This is a genomic window from Erwinia persicina (genome assembly GCF_014838825.1).
GTDB classification, from domain to species: Bacteria; Pseudomonadota; Gammaproteobacteria; order Enterobacterales; family Enterobacteriaceae; genus Erwinia; species Erwinia persicina_A.
The window spans coordinates 249,290-263,663 of the sequence record NZ_JACYMO010000001.1 but is presented as its reverse complement, the minus strand read 5'-3'; the positions used below and the strand labels follow the sequence as shown (position 1 = coordinate 263,663).

Sequence of the window (14,374 nt, the reverse complement as noted above, 5' to 3'; positions counted from 1 at the left end):
CTTTAGCGATGAATATAACCACCCTCATAATAAAATAACGCAAATACCCCCTGCCACCGACAGAGGGGGAGAATATGAACAGCTCGACACTGAAATAAATAATCCGGATAAAACCTGAAAAGCCCGCATCACCTGCGCGAACACAACGGGTTGAATTAAAATAACTTACAGCATTGTCATTTTAATGATACAGGAACCAACACCCCCTGTACTAGCGGATCGCGGGTTTCTTTCAACCACTGCTGAACACGTGGGTCGGCAAACGCTTTTTTTAATTTGATAATATTTTCATCATTTAAATAAGGCGTACCAATCACCAACTGTGAGGCAAACGTCTGCGGCGCCGGCGGGAATAATATGCCTTTACTGCGGGAAACTTTCCCGGCATCAAACTGAGCCACATAACCAATAGCGGCATCCACCGAATTTAAGGTGCGCGGCATAGTTAACAGATCGAGTTCTTTAAAAGTGAAGTGATGCGGATTCTCTTTTATATCTTTCAGTTTTGCCGTTCGCGGCTCGACCGCCGGATTAAGACCAATCAGTCCGATGCGCTGCAACAGCCACAGCGCCTGGGCCTGGTTAGCGCCGTCGTTCGGCACGACAATGACCGCCCCGTCGGGTAAATCGGCAACTGACGCGTAGCGATCCGAGTAAATGCCAAATGCCCACTGGAACAGCGGCAGGGTTGGGGTCAGAGCGAATTTATTGGCCTCCACCACCTGCTTCAGCCACCACTGATGCTGATAAACCGTGGCGGCGTACTGGCCTTCAGCCACTGCCCGGTCGGCCTGCACCGGATCCTGTAGTCCGACCGCTTCCAGCCTGATGCCATAATCCGGGGCGATATGCTGGCCCACATAGTCAATCAGGCGCTGTTCTCCCGCCATCGCCGGTTCATAGTGAACTTTTAGCGTGGTGCCAAAAGTTACGCTGTGTCGCTGCTGGAAGGTGAAATACCCGACTCCCGCGCCAATCAGCACCATAGCCAGTATCCCTGCCGGCCAGCGCCAGGCTTTCTTCTTTTTCAGTTCAAAATTCGGCTGCGTCATGATGCGTCTTTCCCCTGCCCGTGTTGAAGTGCGGCAACCACGCGGTCGCCAGTAAACTGAATGAGCTGAATAGTGCCGATCAGCACCAGGATGGTGGCGATCATGATGTGGTTGTCGAAACGCTGGTAGCCATAGACCACCGCCAGATAGCCGATACCACCCGCGCCAATCGTGCCGGCAATCGCGGAATATTCGATCATCGAGATCACATTGAGGGTAATGGCGGCGACAATCGCGGGCAGCGCTTCACTCAGCTGCGCGCCCGCGATCACCTGCCAGCGTGAGCCGCCGGAAACCAGTCCGACCGCTGTGACGTCAGCGGGCAGCTCGCGCAGCGCATTTTCCACCAGCCGGGCAAAGAAGGGCGTACCGGCAACAATCATCGGGATCACGGCCGCCGGAATACCGATAGTGGTACCGGTTAGCCAGAAGGTGAACGGAATGATCGCGGCCATCAGTACCAGGAATGGCAGAGAACGGCCGATATTCACCAGCCAGCTCAGGCTGCGGTTCAGCCCCGGCTGCGGGAACAGCCCGCCACGAGAGGTATTGAACAACACCACGCCCAGCGTTCCGCCCAGGCTGATGACAAACAGCATCACGATGCCGACCATCAGCCAGGTTTCGCCGTAGGCAGGCAGCATCAGCAGATGGATCTCGTTCCAGGGAGTGTCCTGGCTGATGACATCAACGGCTTTCATCCGGCCTCCTGTAAGCGGGGACGCTCCGCAATGATCTGTGCCCGGATGCCCATGACGGCCAGCGCGTCGATCAGCACCTGCGGGTTCAGCGGGCGCTGGTTAAAGCGCACCGCGATCTGCATCCGTCCCGCCAGCTGCCCTGACACCTCTTCCAGGTGTGCCGCCAGCAGATCCACCTGCACGTCATAGTGAACGCTCAGTTGGCTGATCCAGTCGGTGGCCAGCGGGGGCGCACAGGTCAGACCCAGCAGCAGGTCGCCGCGCCCCTGAAGCGGGCGCAGTGGGAACAGCTGGGCAGAAAGCGAAGAGTCTGGGGTACTGAGCAACTGGTGCAGCGCCCCGTGCTGCACCAGCCGGCCGTCGCGGATTTCCGCCACGGCATCGGCGGCGCTGCGCACCACATCCATTTCATGGGTGATTAACACAATCGCCAGGCCAAACTGCTGACGTAACTGTTTCAGCAGCTGCAGGATCGCCCCGGTTGCCTCAGGATCCAGACCTGACGTCGCTTCATCGGCCAGCAGCACGGCGGGCTTCAGCGCCAGGGCGCGCGCAATGCCAACGCGCTGACGCTGGCCGCCCGAAAGTTGTGCCGGATAATGATGTGCTTTATCCGACAGCCCGACACTGTCCAGCAGCTCACCAACATGCCGCTGGATCTGCCCCGGCACCACGCCCAGCCACGCCAGCGGCAGGGCCACATTCTGCCAGGCCGTTTTGCGCTGCAGCAGCGCCGATGACTGAAATACCGTGCCGATAGCGCGCCTTTCCCGCCGCAGTGCAGCACCAGAGAGGCGCGACAGATCCTCACCGTTGACGCGGATGCTGCCGGCATCCGGTCGCTCCAGCAGGCTGATACATCTGGCCAGCGTCGACTTCCCGGCACCGCTCGGCCCCACCACCGCCGTGATGGATGCGGCGGGCACCGTCAGCGAAATCCCCTTCAGCACCTCCGTTCTGCGGCCGTCGGATCCCTGATAGTGTTTATGCAGCCCGTCAATCTCTATCATGGCGTCACCCCGTCTTTCGCGGTCGTGAGTGATTCGGTACGACGATAAGTCGCTCCGGGGTGCGGCACTTCCAGCCGCGGGCCACGGCCGAACAGCTTTTCGCGCAGGGTTCCCGGCTGGTACTCTTTTTTGTACACGCCGCGCTTTTGCAGCTCGGGGATCAGATGCGTCACCACGTCGCTGAAGGTTTCATGCGTCACCGCGTAGGCCAGGTTAAAACCGTCAACGTCGGTCTCATCAACCCAGCTTTGCAGCTCATCGGCCACGGTCTGCGCGCTGCCCACCAGCAGCGGACCAAACCCACCGATCCCCACCCAGTCAGCCAGCGCCTGCACCGTCCACTGGCGGTCGGGATCGGCCGTAGAGAAGGTCTCAACCGCCGACTGAATGGCATTGGTATGCAGATGCTTCAGAACCTGATCGGGCTGGTACTGGCCGAAGTCAATGCCGGTCCAGCCGGAGATCAGCGCCAGCGCCCCCTCATAGCTGACGTAGCTTTTGTACTCCTGCCATTTGGCCTGCGCCGCTTTATCCGTCTCATCGACAATCACCGTCTGCAGGTTAAAGATCAGGATGCTGCGCGGGTCACGCCCGGCCGCTGCGGCACGCTGACGAATATCTGCCACGGTTTTTTTCAGCAGAACCTTTGACGGCGCGGCGACAAATACACATTCGGCGTGTCCGGCGGCAAACTGTTTACCCCGGCTGGAGGCCCCGGCCTGATACAGCACCGGCGTGCGCTGCGGCGAGGGTTCGCACAGGTGAATGCCCGGCACCTGGAAAAACGTGCCCTGATGGTTCACCGGGTGGATCTTCGTCGGGTCGCTGAAGATGCGACGCTCGCGGTCGCGCAGGATCGCCCCGTCCTCCCAGCTGCCCTCCAGCAGTTTGTACACCACCTGCAGGTATTCGTCCGCGTAGTCGTAGCGGGCGTCGTGATCGGTCTGCGACTGATGGCCGATATTGCGTGCGCCGCTCTCCAGATAGGAAGTGACAATATTCCAGCCAATGCGCCCGCGGGTGAGGTGATCGAGCGTCGACAGCCGGCGGGCAAAGGGATAGGGGTGCTCAAACGACAGTGAGGCGGTCAGACCGAATCCGAGGTGTTCGGTGACCATCGCCATCGGCGTGATCAACGCCAGGGGATCATTGACCGGGACCTGGGTCGCATTGCGGATCGCGGCGGCGTTATCGCCATTCAGCACGTCATAGACGCCCAGCACATCGGCAATAAACAGGCCGTCGAACCTGCCTCGCTCCAGCAGCCGGGCCAGATCGGTCCAGTAGCTGAGGTCTTTGTACTCCCAGGAGCGATCGCGCGGATGCGCCCACAGGCCCGGCGACTGGTGGCCGACGCAGTTCATATCAAAAGCATTGAGGCGAATTTCACGTTGTGAAGACATAGTACGCTCCGAATTTTACACGGCCGGATCCAGCCCGTCCGCTGCAGGAAATGTTTTATCAGGGGATTAACGTGGCGTTATGGCATCAGGCGGGACATCGCTCCGCCTCTGACCCCAGCAGCTGCCGGGCGACGCTTTCGGCATGCTCGGCCACCTGCGGCAGTCCCATCAGCTCACCAAAATAAGCACGGGCGGCAGGGCCGGCGACATAGAGATGAGGATTGACCCGGCCATCGGCCCGCAGCGTTTGCGACCGGGCATTGACCTGAATGCCCAGCCCCAGCGGATCGGCCCGCACCACGCCTGCGGAGGCCAGCTGGTGCAGCAGCGCATCGCTGTGCAGCAGCCCGCCGTGTGCCGGGCCGGTGGTGATGATCAGGCGGTCAACCGTCAGGCGTTGTACCTCCCCCGCGCGCGGCTGCAGGTGCAGTTCGATTTCGTCCCCGGCGGCCGCGACGGACGTCAGGCGTGCGGCCAGTACGCGCAACTGACCGCACTGCTGCTGCTGGGCCAGCACGGCGCTGACCTGCGGCGCGATGCGGTAACGATGGACGTCCCACCACGGACGCAGGTGGCGCAGAAAGCGCTGCTGTTCCTGCAGCGGCAGTGACTGCCAGATGCGCTGACCGTTCAGACGGATATCATCCAGCACCAGCTGCCACGGCAGGCCCTGGCCTGCGGCATCCGCGACCTCGCGGCGAATGCGGCGCAGCCACGCCAGCACAGTGACCGGGTCGCTGTGAGTATATTCCAGCGGCACGGGGTCAAAGGGGCCACTAAGATTGGGGCGTGGCAGCAGACCACGGCGGGAGAACGCCACCACCGGCCCCCGGTGCCCGTGACGGTGTAACGTTGCCACCACGTCTGACATACTCAGCCCGCTGCCCATGATCGCCACCCGTTCCCCGGGGTCGATCCCGGCAAGGGCATCCTGCCGCCACGGGTCAGCAATCAGGCCCGCATGGCCTTCCAGCGCCAGGGCCACTGCCCGTGGCACGGCCGGGGGCGGATGACTGATCGCCAGTACCACCGCGTCCGCATGCAGTCGTTTCCCCAGGGCCGTGTGCACCACCCCGTGCTCCAGTGCCACGGCACGGTCGCAGAGATGGTGCAGCCGCACCGGCGAGTGCAGCTGCTCACGGGCGAAGCGTTCTGCGACATACGCACCGAACTGCCCGCGCTGGGGATAGACGCTGCCATCGTGCCAGCGCGCTTCCGGGTCAGACTGACAGGCCGGAGAAGCACGGAACCAGCGGTCAAAATCACCCTTTTCTGCCGCCGACAGCTGCATACGGTCAGCAGGCACGTTGATGCGGTGCGACGGGTCCCGGGTACCGTAAGCCACGCCGCGCGCCAGCTGAGAACGCGGTTCTATCACCGTCACCGTCAGCCCGGCGTGACCGAGCCTGGCCAGATGGATGGCCACTGCGGTGCCGGTAAAGCCGCCGCCGACGATAACGATATGACGTTCAGCCATGACGCTGCTCCCGCTGCTGCTGCTGCTCCAGCTCGCGCACCAGGGGGATCACCTCGCGGCCAAAGAATTCAACCTCTTCCTGAAAATGCAGAAAGCCCAGCAGCATCAGGCTGACGCCAGACGCTTTCAGCGCGACAATGCGCCGGGCAATCTGTAACGGCGTACCGATAAGATTGGTTTTAAACCCGTCGTTATACTGCACCAGATCCTCCAGCGTCGATTTCGCCCAGTTACCTTCCCCTTCCGGCGAGGCACTGCCAGCATTTTTGACTTCGTCCCGGAACCCTTTTACCGCATCCGGGTTGGCCTGGTCGAGGATCTGTTGCAGTACTTGCTGCGCTTCCTGCTCGCTGTCGCGGGCAATCACAAAGCCGTTAACGCCCACTTTCACCTGATGCCGGTTCTCTGCCGCTTTCTGCCGGATGTCTTCCACCTGCAGGCGAATGCCCTCCGGCGTATTGCCGTTGGTGAAGTACCAGTCGGACACGCGCGCCGCCATATCCCGCGCCGCGCGGGAGCTGCCGCCCTGGAAGATTTCGGGCTGTGGTTCCAGCGGCTTGGGTTTCAGGGAATAGTCGCGGTAGCGATAGAAATCCCCGGCGAAGTTAAACACGTCCTCCTGCCAGATGCCGCGCAGGCAGCGGATAAACTCTTCTGAGCGCCGGTAGCGCTCATCATGATCCAGCCACGGTTCGCCAATCGCTGTGAACTCGCCGCGAAACCAGCCGCTGACAATATTGACGGCGATGCGCGCCCCGGACAGGTGGCTGATGGTGGCAATCTGTTTGGCGGCCAGCGTCGGATTCCACGGCCCCGGCAGCAGCGCCGCAATCACCTTCAGTTTTTCCGTTGCCCCCAGCAGCGCCTGTGAAAAACTGACCGACTCATGCTGGTTATCCGCCCCGTAGCCTGCGGTAAAGCGGATCTGCGTCAGGGCATAGTCGAACCCGGCTTTTTCAGCTATCTGCGCCAGCTTACGATTGTATTCAACGTCCCAGCTGGTGCGCTGAGGGATATGGCTGATCACCAGGCCGCCAGAAACGTTCGGCACCCAGTAGGCAAATTGTATCGGTTGTTGGCTCATCGTCTCTTCCTCAGCGGCTACTTGCAGGGTTAACCGGACGGCGATCGCCGCCGATGGTTTCACCAAACGGCCCGGTATTGATCGTGCGCTGACGTGGGTCGCGGTTCGACGCCAGCGGCAGCAGCGGCATCACCAGCTCGGCAAAGCGGTGGGCCTCTTCCAGATGCGGATAACCCGACAAAATAAAGTTATCAATCCCCAGCGCCTGGTATTCACGGATGCGGTCCGCGACCTGCTGCGGGCTGCCCACCAGCGCCGTACCGGCTCCGCCACGCACCAGGCCTACCCCGGCCCACAGGTTGGGCCCAATGCGCAGACTGTCGCGGGAACCGCTGTGCAGCGCGCTCATTCGCGCCTGCCCGGTTGAGTCCATACGGGCAAAAATGGTCTGTGCCGCCGCAATCGTCTCCTCATCGAGGTGGGCAATCAGACGGTCGGCCGCCGCCCACGCCTCCTCTTCTGTTTCGCGCACGATCACATGCAGCCGGATGCCGTAACTGAGCTGACGGCCGCGTTGTTCGGCACGCTGGCGCACCACCGCCAGTTTTTCCGCTACCTGTTCCACCGGCTCCCCCCAGGTGAGGTAGGTATCAATCTGATCTGCTGCCACATCGATGGCCTCATCGGATGAACCGCCAAAATAGAGCGGCGGCCCGTCTGGCTGCACCGGAGGGAAGAGGATCTCGGCCCCCTCGACGCGGATATACTCACCGTGGAAGTCGACTTTTTCCCCTTTCAGCAGCCGGGTATAGACCTCCAGAAACTCCCGGGTTACCTGATAGCGATCGGCATGACTGAGGAAAATGCCATCCCCTTTATTTTCCACCGGGTCCCCCCCTGTCACCACGTTGATCAGCAGCCGCCCTTCGGAAAGGCGATCGAGAGTGGCAGCCATGCGGGCGGCCAGGCTGGGCGGCTGCAGGCCAGGACGAACGGCAACCAGATAGCGCAGCCGTTTGGTGATCGGTGCCAGCGCGGCGGCGACCAGCCAGGCATCTTCACAGCTTTTACCGGTGGGGATCAGCACGCCGTAATAGCCGAGGTTGTCGGCGGCCAGCGCCACCTGCTGCAGATAGGGCAGATCGACCGGGCGACCGCCTTCAGTGGTGCCGAGATAGCGTCCGTCCCCGTGGGTCGGAAGAAACCAGAATACGTTGATATTGTCCTGTGCTGACTCGCTCATTATCCGCTTCCTATATAACTATATCTGAATTTAGTCGTTAGAAAATTTCGCTTTGGTTATAAAGACATTAGCAGGAAGCGTGCCAACCATTTTTCTGATTAAAATCACTACAAATCAATAAGTTGCATTTACTCCCCGCCGACCGTCGCTGTTGCATAAGCAGCAGGTACTGATCGGATACTGTTGGATTTGCAGCAAACAGGGCGTTCACCCCCTCGCCACGGGTGCGTTGCCAGGATACGCTTTTCGTCCCTTATACTCCGTGCAGGAAGGACATCATGGCGCATCCCGGCCCGTTACTGATTGACCCGGCTTCTCTGGCTTTTCAGAGCGTACTGGATCGGCTGGCACCGACCGATGCCACCGTGCTGATCGTCGGTGAAACCGGCACGGGTAAGGAAGTTGTCGCCCGTTATCTGCATCACCACAGCCTGCGTCGCGGGCAGCCGTTCGTTGCCGTCAACTGCGGCGCGCTGACCGAAAGCCTGGCGGAGTCGGAACTGTTCGGACATGAAAAAGGGGCATTTACCGGCGCGGCCGAGCGCCATCAGGGCTGGTTTGAGGCCGCAGAAGGCGGCACCCTGCTGCTTGATGAGATCGGCGAGCTCAGTCTGCCGTTACAGGTAAAGCTGCTGCGCGTCTTACAGGAACGTGAAGTCACCCGCGTGGGTTCCCGCCGCCCGGTGAAGGTCAATGTACGGGTCATTGCCGCCACGCACGTTGACCTGGCCCATGCGATCCATGAACGGCGCTTTCGCGAAGATCTCTTCTACCGCCTTAACGTGGCCGCCGTCACCCTGCCGCCGCTGCGCCAGCGGCGTGAAGACATTCCCGTGCTGGCTGACCACTTCCTGACGCTCTATGCCCGCCGCCTGGGCCGGCCGCAGCTGCGGCTCAGTGAAGAAAGCCTTGCCACGCTGATGGAGTATGCCTGGCCGGGCAACATCCGCGAGCTGGAAAACACGCTGCATAATGCCGTCCTGCTGAGCAGGGAGTCGCTGATCTCGCCGCATCAGCTCAGGCTCAACCCCGCTATTGCTGAACGGCAGCCTGCGGGAGAGCGGGCGCTGGATACGTTTATCCTGCAGCAGTTGCAGAGCGACGAGGGGCCGTTGTATCAACGGATGGTCGACGCGCTGGTGCGTAACGCCTTCGCGCTGTGCGGTGATAATCAGCTGCAGACGGCGGCCCTGCTGGGGATCAGCAGGAACACACTGCGCACGCATCTTGGCCATCTGGGGCTGATCAAAGCCCGGCGCAGCCTGGCCACACCGGGGCGGCGCGAACCCACCCGCGATGCCGTGCAGGATCGTGAACTGCGCATCGGCTACCAGAAGTTTGGCAACCTGGGCGTTCTGAAAGCGCGGCAGAGCCTTGAAACCCTCTTCGCCCATCGCGGCGTCAGCGTACTGTGGAGTGAGTTTCCGGCCGGGCCGCAGCTGCTCCATGCGCTGGATAATGGTGAAATCGACTTCGGTACGACCGGCGAAGTGCCGCCGGTATTCGCCCAGGCGGGCAACAGTGCGCTGCGGTATGTGGCCTGGGAGCCTGCTGCCCCGCAGAGCGTAGCCCTGCTGGTGGCGCAGGACAGCCCGGTACAGACGCTGGCTGACTTACGCGGAAAGCGTATCGCTGTAAACAAAGGATCAAACGTCCACTATCTGCTGGTGCAGATGCTGGACGAGGCCGGGATGACGCTGAATGACGTGCGTGTGCTGTATGCTCCGCCCAAATATCCCCTGACGCCCAGCGATTACCATGCGGTCGATGCCTGGATGATGTGGGATCCGCTGCTCAGCGATGCCGAGCAGGATGGTCAGCTGCGGGTCATTGCTGACGGCCGGGGACGGGTCAGTAACAATCAGTTTTATCTCGCGCACCGCGACTTTGCCGCTAACTCTGCCGATCTGCTGCATCCCCTACTGGCCGCACTGGCCGATACCGGAAATTATATTGATGCAAACCGCGCGGAAGCCGCCGCGCTGCTGGCTGCCGAACTGGGGCTGTCGCCGCAGGCGCTCTCACATGCGCTTCTCCGCCGCAGTCATCAGACCCGGCGCATGGATCTGACCGTGATCCGCGCCCAGCAGACCATTGCTGACCGTTTCTTCGCGCTGGGCTTGCTGCCCAGAGCCATCAACGTCAGGGAGGCCGTCTGGCATGAACCCGGCGTGACATAACCGGGGAGCATTTTAGGCTGATCTGCTGAGACAAAATGACCACTTCTGCGTGTGCCTGGCGGGAACAGGGCCATCCAACCGCAGCGAGTTGTTAAAAATCAGAAAGATAACGTAAAGGCGGGATCACTCTTAACATCAAATAAACTGATGAATCCGCAGCAGGAAGAGAACACGATTATCCATAACACAGCGGTTAATTCCTAAATAACTGTCGCGCCTCTGTTTACATTTGGAATTACCTTTACGCTGGAGTAAAGTTTATTCGTCGTTACATCCCGGGCAGTCTTGCACCGTGATATGTTCGCGCATTAAAACACCATGGGATCTTTCCCTATAGCAGACTTATAAATTGGCTGTGAACGGCCTCTCTTTGCTTTTATTTTATTCTGGCTATTTTAATTTTACATCCTTGCTATTAATTGATTCCTGGACACATAAAAATCCACGGAGGTTGGCGGTGAAAAACTCTATCCTGTCGATTACCTATCTGCGGGCAGTTGCCTGTATGCTGGTTGTCGTCTGTCATGCGGAAAGTTTTGCAGGAAAATTAAGTCCGGGCTTTTTTTCCGGCTTATTTGGCTATGGGGGGGCTATTGGAAAACTGGGCGTCTATCTGTTCTTTATGATCAGTGGCTACCTGATGGCCTGCGTACACTGGGAGGACTTCGGCCAGGGTAAGATGGGGCTGTTTGTCAAAAAACGGCTGGTACGGATCTTACCGATGTATTACTTATTTACGCTGGCCACTATTATGGCCTGGGTCGTTAATCCGGGTTGGTTTCCGGCAACGGTATTAACCCCGCTGGATGATATTCTGTCGCTGTTATTTATACCGTCAGTATATATAAAGGAGCTGGGCACGCTGACCCCGGTATTATCCGTAGGCTGGACATTGTGTTATGAAATGCTGTTCTACCTGATCTTTGCTATTGGCATGATGTTCCGCCGCCGCAGTGGGATGACCTTTATTTTCCTCACTATTTTCGTCTTAATAGCGCTGGGCGCATCCGGTCATTCGCAACAGCCTTATTTCCAGTTTTATACCGACAATATCATGCTCTACTTCCTCAGCGGCATTGTCTGCTTTATGCTGCAAAAACGTCTGCGTCAGCGCTATGCCCACAGCGCCCTGTCGCTGACGCTGATTGTCGCGCTGCTGGCGGTTTCCACGCTGTGGTTACAGGGCTTCCTGCAGTTACTGGTTCTGACGCTCGCTTTCTTTATGCTGACCGGCCTGGAGTTTGCCTCACAGCGACAGACAAGCCTGACGCGGCTGATGACCGGCATTGGCCTGGCATCGTATTCCATCTATCTCTGCCACCGCCTGTTTATGGGGGCGCTGGAGAAAGTGTTGCACGTCCTGCTGCCTTCGGCCAGTACCGCCACGCAGTATCTGGCGATGCTGGTGTTAACGGCAGCGTCGGCGGTGGTCGGCTATCTGATTTACTGGCTGATTGAAAAACGCGCCACCCTGGCCTTGCGCTTTAAGGCCAGCTAGCACGGAAACCCCTGTGGCCGGATAATCCGGCCACAGGGGTTGCTTATCGCCCTACCCGTCGCTGACTGTTAAACAACGCCACCGCACTGAACACCGCCAGCAGCATCAGATAGTAGCTGGGGGCCAGGCTGGAACCGGTCATGCTGATCAGCAGCGTACAGATCAGCGGAGCGAAACCGCCAAAAATCGTCACCGCCACGTTATAGCTGATCGCCATGCCACTGGCCCGCGTGCTCATCGGGAACAGATCGGCCATCATCGATGGCACGGTGGAAAAATACACCGACTTCAACAGTGCCATCCAGCCCACCAGCAGGATTAGCGTGGTCGGCGTGGTGTTATTGACCACCATTCTGAAGGCCGGATAGATGGTCAGCGCCAGCAGGATCAGCGATCCCCACATCAGCGGCACACGCCCCACTTTTTCCGCCCACAGCCCCATCAGCGGCGTGACCACCGTCAAAATGATCCCGGCCACCAGCGTCGCGGTAAAGGCGGCTGAACCCGGGAGATGCAGGGTTTTCGTCGCATAGGTGGGCACATAGTTCAGCATGTAGTTCACGCCCGTCGAGATCACCATCAACCCCATCGCCAGCAGCAGCAGCGTTTTCTGCCGACCCATCAAATCCTTCAGCGGCGCGTGGGATTTCGGCTGGGCGACGAAGCTGGCAGGCTCATGGACATGGCGGCGAATATATAAGCCAACCGGGCCAATCAGCAGGCCAAAGGCAAAGGGAATGCGCCATCCCCAGTCCTGGATCTGCGCTTCCGTCAGCCACGCGGTCAGGCCGAGGCCAAACGCCGAGGCCATCAGCGTGCTGGCCCCCTGGGTAGCAAACTGCCAGCTGGCGATAAATGCCCGGCGCTGCGGAAAATGTTCCACCAGGAAGGCCGTCGAGCTGCCGAACTCTCCCCCGGCTGAGAACCCCTGGATCAGGCGTGCCAGCAGGATTAATACCGGTGCCAGCAGGCCGATGCTGGCGTAGGACGGCATCACGGTAATCATCAGTCCACCCAGCATCATCAGGGTGATCGACATCAGCAGCGCTTTTTTGCGCCCCACCCGGTCCGCATAGGCTCCGAGCACCACGGCACCCAGCGGACGGATCAGGAAGGAGACACCAAAACTGCCGAAGGTCAGCAGCAGCGACACCGACGGGTCCTGCGTTGGGAAAAACGCATGGGCGATATAGCTGGCGAAGAAGCCGTACACGGCAATATCAAACCACTCCAGCGCGTTACCGATGCAGGTGGCAAACAGCGTTTTATACAGGTTCGGGGTCACCGCCTGCGGGGACTGTACGATCGGGCTCACTGGCCTTCCCCCTGTGCGCGGTGCGCACGATGACGGGCCAGCAGCGCAGTGCCCTGCTCGCCTAAATCCCAGAACAGGCGGGTCATGATCTGTAATCCTTCCCGGGCGATGGACTTGAGCATATGTTCGTCAACCGCGTGCTGCCCGCAGGCCGGATAGGAGTGCGGGATCCACAGCGTTGGCAGGCCCAGGGTGTGGGCAAAAACATCATTCGGCAGCGAGCCACCCAGGTTAGGCAGCAGCGCCGGTTTTTTCCCGCTGGTTTTGGCGATGACCGCCAGCGCCCAGTCAACCAGCGGATCGCGCGGGTCCAGCCGCGTGGCCGGTGAGCCGCGCAGCACCTCAACGGATACCTGCGGGAAACCGTGAGCATCGAGGTGTTCACGCAGGTGCGTGGCAATATTTTCCCAGTCGGTCCCCACCACAAACCGCAGCTGGCATACCGCCGTGGCACTGCCGGGAATGGCGTTCATCGGTCGGGCTGGATTGCCGGTCAGCATGGAGAGCACCTCCAGCGTGTTCCAGCCGTAAAGGCGCTCGGTCGGCGTCAGCCCTGCTTCGCCCCAGTCAGGATCAATCTGCGGGCCATTTTCATCACCCACTTCGATATCGCTCAGGATGGATTTCACTGCCGCACTGATGGCAGGCGGCTTCAGCGCGTCCACCTGCAACTGCCCCTGCTGGCTGACCAGGCAGGCCAGCGCATTCGCCAGCTGAGTACCGGGGTTGGTCAGCAGTCCCCCCCAGTTGCCGGAGTGATAATCCCGGTCGCGGGCGTGGATGCTGAGGCGGAAGTTGACCGCCCCGCGTGAGCCGAGGAACAGCGTCGGGCGCACCGCGTTGAGGCGGGGGCCGTCAGAGGCAATAAAGATATCGGCCTTTAACCGCTCGCCGTGGTGCTTACACAGTTCCGCCAGGCCGGGCGAGCTGATCTCTTCGCCCATTTCAAACAGGAACTTGCAGTTAAAGCCCAGACGTCCGCCGCGTGCGGCCACCACCTGCTCCAGCGCAGCGATATTGACCGAATGCTGGCCTTTGTTGTCCGCGCTGCCCCGGGCGTACCAGCGGTCGCCCTCCTCCACCAGTGCCCACGGGGTCAGACCGCTGCGCCAGTTTTCATCGTCGCCAAACACCACGTCGCCGTGGCCGTAACACAGCACCGTCGGCAGCGCGGGGTCTTCAATACGGGTGGCCAGCAGAAACGGACGGCGCGGGGCCTGGACATTCTCAATCTGTTCGGTGGTAAACCCCAGCGCCTGCATCGCCGGTACCATCTCCTCCTCCAGGTAGGCCTGGATCACCTCGTCACGATCTTCCCGCTGGCTCTCACTGCGTATCGCCACCCGGCGTGCCAGCACCCGTTTGAATTCGCCACTGTCAAAGTACGCCGTGGCCTGCGCTACCGCCTGTTCACCTGTCATTGTGTCTGTCCATTTTTATGATGTGTGTTTTTTGTCTTTGCCACTCCGTT

The 14,374-nt window shown here is 60.1% G+C and carries 11 protein-coding genes; 2 read left to right on the top strand and 9 right to left on the bottom strand.

Features of this window, described 5'->3' with window-relative positions; translation table 11 throughout:
- Positions 1–176: 176 nt before the first annotated feature.
- The 7 genes from IFU29_RS01205 to ssuD form a co-directional block, all read right to left on the bottom strand.
- The gene (locus tag IFU29_RS01205) at positions 177–1,052 is read right to left on the bottom strand and encodes a MetQ/NlpA family ABC transporter substrate-binding protein (protein ID WP_191932300.1); all 876 of its coding nucleotides are present in this window, start codon (positions 1,050–1,052) and stop codon (positions 177–179) included.
- Complete coding sequence (locus tag IFU29_RS01200) at positions 1,049–1,753, bottom strand: methionine ABC transporter permease (RefSeq protein WP_191932299.1); 705 nt, start codon at positions 1,751–1,753, stop codon at positions 1,049–1,051. Before IFU29_RS01200 ends, IFU29_RS01205 begins: the two co-directional genes overlap by 4 nt.
- Entirely contained in the window at positions 1,750–2,763 is a 1,014-nt protein-coding gene (locus tag IFU29_RS01195) for a methionine ABC transporter ATP-binding protein (protein ID WP_191932298.1), read from the bottom strand. Before IFU29_RS01195 ends, IFU29_RS01200 begins: the two co-directional genes overlap by 4 nt.
- A complete protein-coding gene (locus tag IFU29_RS01190; protein WP_191932297.1) occupies positions 2,760–4,166 on the bottom strand; it encodes an LLM class flavin-dependent oxidoreductase in 1,407 nt (468 codons plus the stop codon). Before IFU29_RS01190 ends, IFU29_RS01195 begins: the two co-directional genes overlap by 4 nt.
- An 85-nt stretch (positions 4,167–4,251) precedes the next feature.
- Positions 4,252–5,643 carry an FAD/NAD(P)-binding protein gene (locus IFU29_RS01185; protein ID WP_191932296.1) on the bottom strand — a complete coding sequence of 464 codons (1,392 nt, stop codon included), beginning with the start codon at positions 5,641–5,643 and terminating at the stop codon, positions 4,252–4,254.
- Positions 5,636–6,727, bottom strand: coding sequence for a dimethylsulfone monooxygenase SfnG (gene sfnG / locus IFU29_RS01180; protein WP_191932295.1), 1,092 nt, complete (start codon positions 6,725–6,727; stop codon positions 5,636–5,638). Before sfnG ends, IFU29_RS01185 begins: the two co-directional genes overlap by 8 nt.
- 10 nt (positions 6,728–6,737) lie before the next feature.
- On the bottom strand, positions 6,738–7,910 hold the full coding sequence (gene ssuD / locus IFU29_RS01175; RefSeq protein ID WP_191932294.1) for an FMNH2-dependent alkanesulfonate monooxygenase: 1,173 nt from the start codon (positions 7,908–7,910) through the stop codon (positions 6,738–6,740).
- Between the two features lie 278 nt (positions 7,911–8,188).
- Between ssuD and IFU29_RS01170 the strand changes: the two genes are divergently transcribed.
- Both IFU29_RS01170 and IFU29_RS01165 read left to right on the top strand, forming a co-directional pair.
- A complete protein-coding gene (locus IFU29_RS01170) occupies positions 8,189–10,090 on the top strand; it encodes an aliphatic sulfonate ABC transporter substrate-binding protein (protein WP_191932293.1) in 1,902 nt (633 codons plus the stop codon).
- A gap of 457 nt (positions 10,091–10,547) precedes the next feature.
- Positions 10,548–11,588, top strand: coding sequence for an acyltransferase family protein (locus IFU29_RS01165; RefSeq protein ID WP_191932292.1), 1,041 nt, complete (start codon positions 10,548–10,550; stop codon positions 11,586–11,588).
- Between the two features lie 43 nt (positions 11,589–11,631).
- Here the strand turns inward: IFU29_RS01165 and IFU29_RS01160 are convergent, their stop codons facing one another.
- Together IFU29_RS01160 and IFU29_RS01155 are read right to left on the bottom strand one after the other, a co-directional pair.
- Positions 11,632–12,903, bottom strand: a complete 1,272-nt coding sequence (locus IFU29_RS01160; protein ID WP_191932291.1) for an MFS transporter — start codon at positions 12,901–12,903, stop codon at positions 11,632–11,634.
- Complete coding sequence (locus IFU29_RS01155; protein ID WP_191932290.1) at positions 12,900–14,324, bottom strand: M20 family metallopeptidase; 1,425 nt, start codon at positions 14,322–14,324, stop codon at positions 12,900–12,902. The genes IFU29_RS01160 and IFU29_RS01155 overlap by 4 nt, the downstream gene beginning before the upstream one ends.
- Between the last annotated feature and the right edge of the window lie 50 nt (positions 14,325–14,374).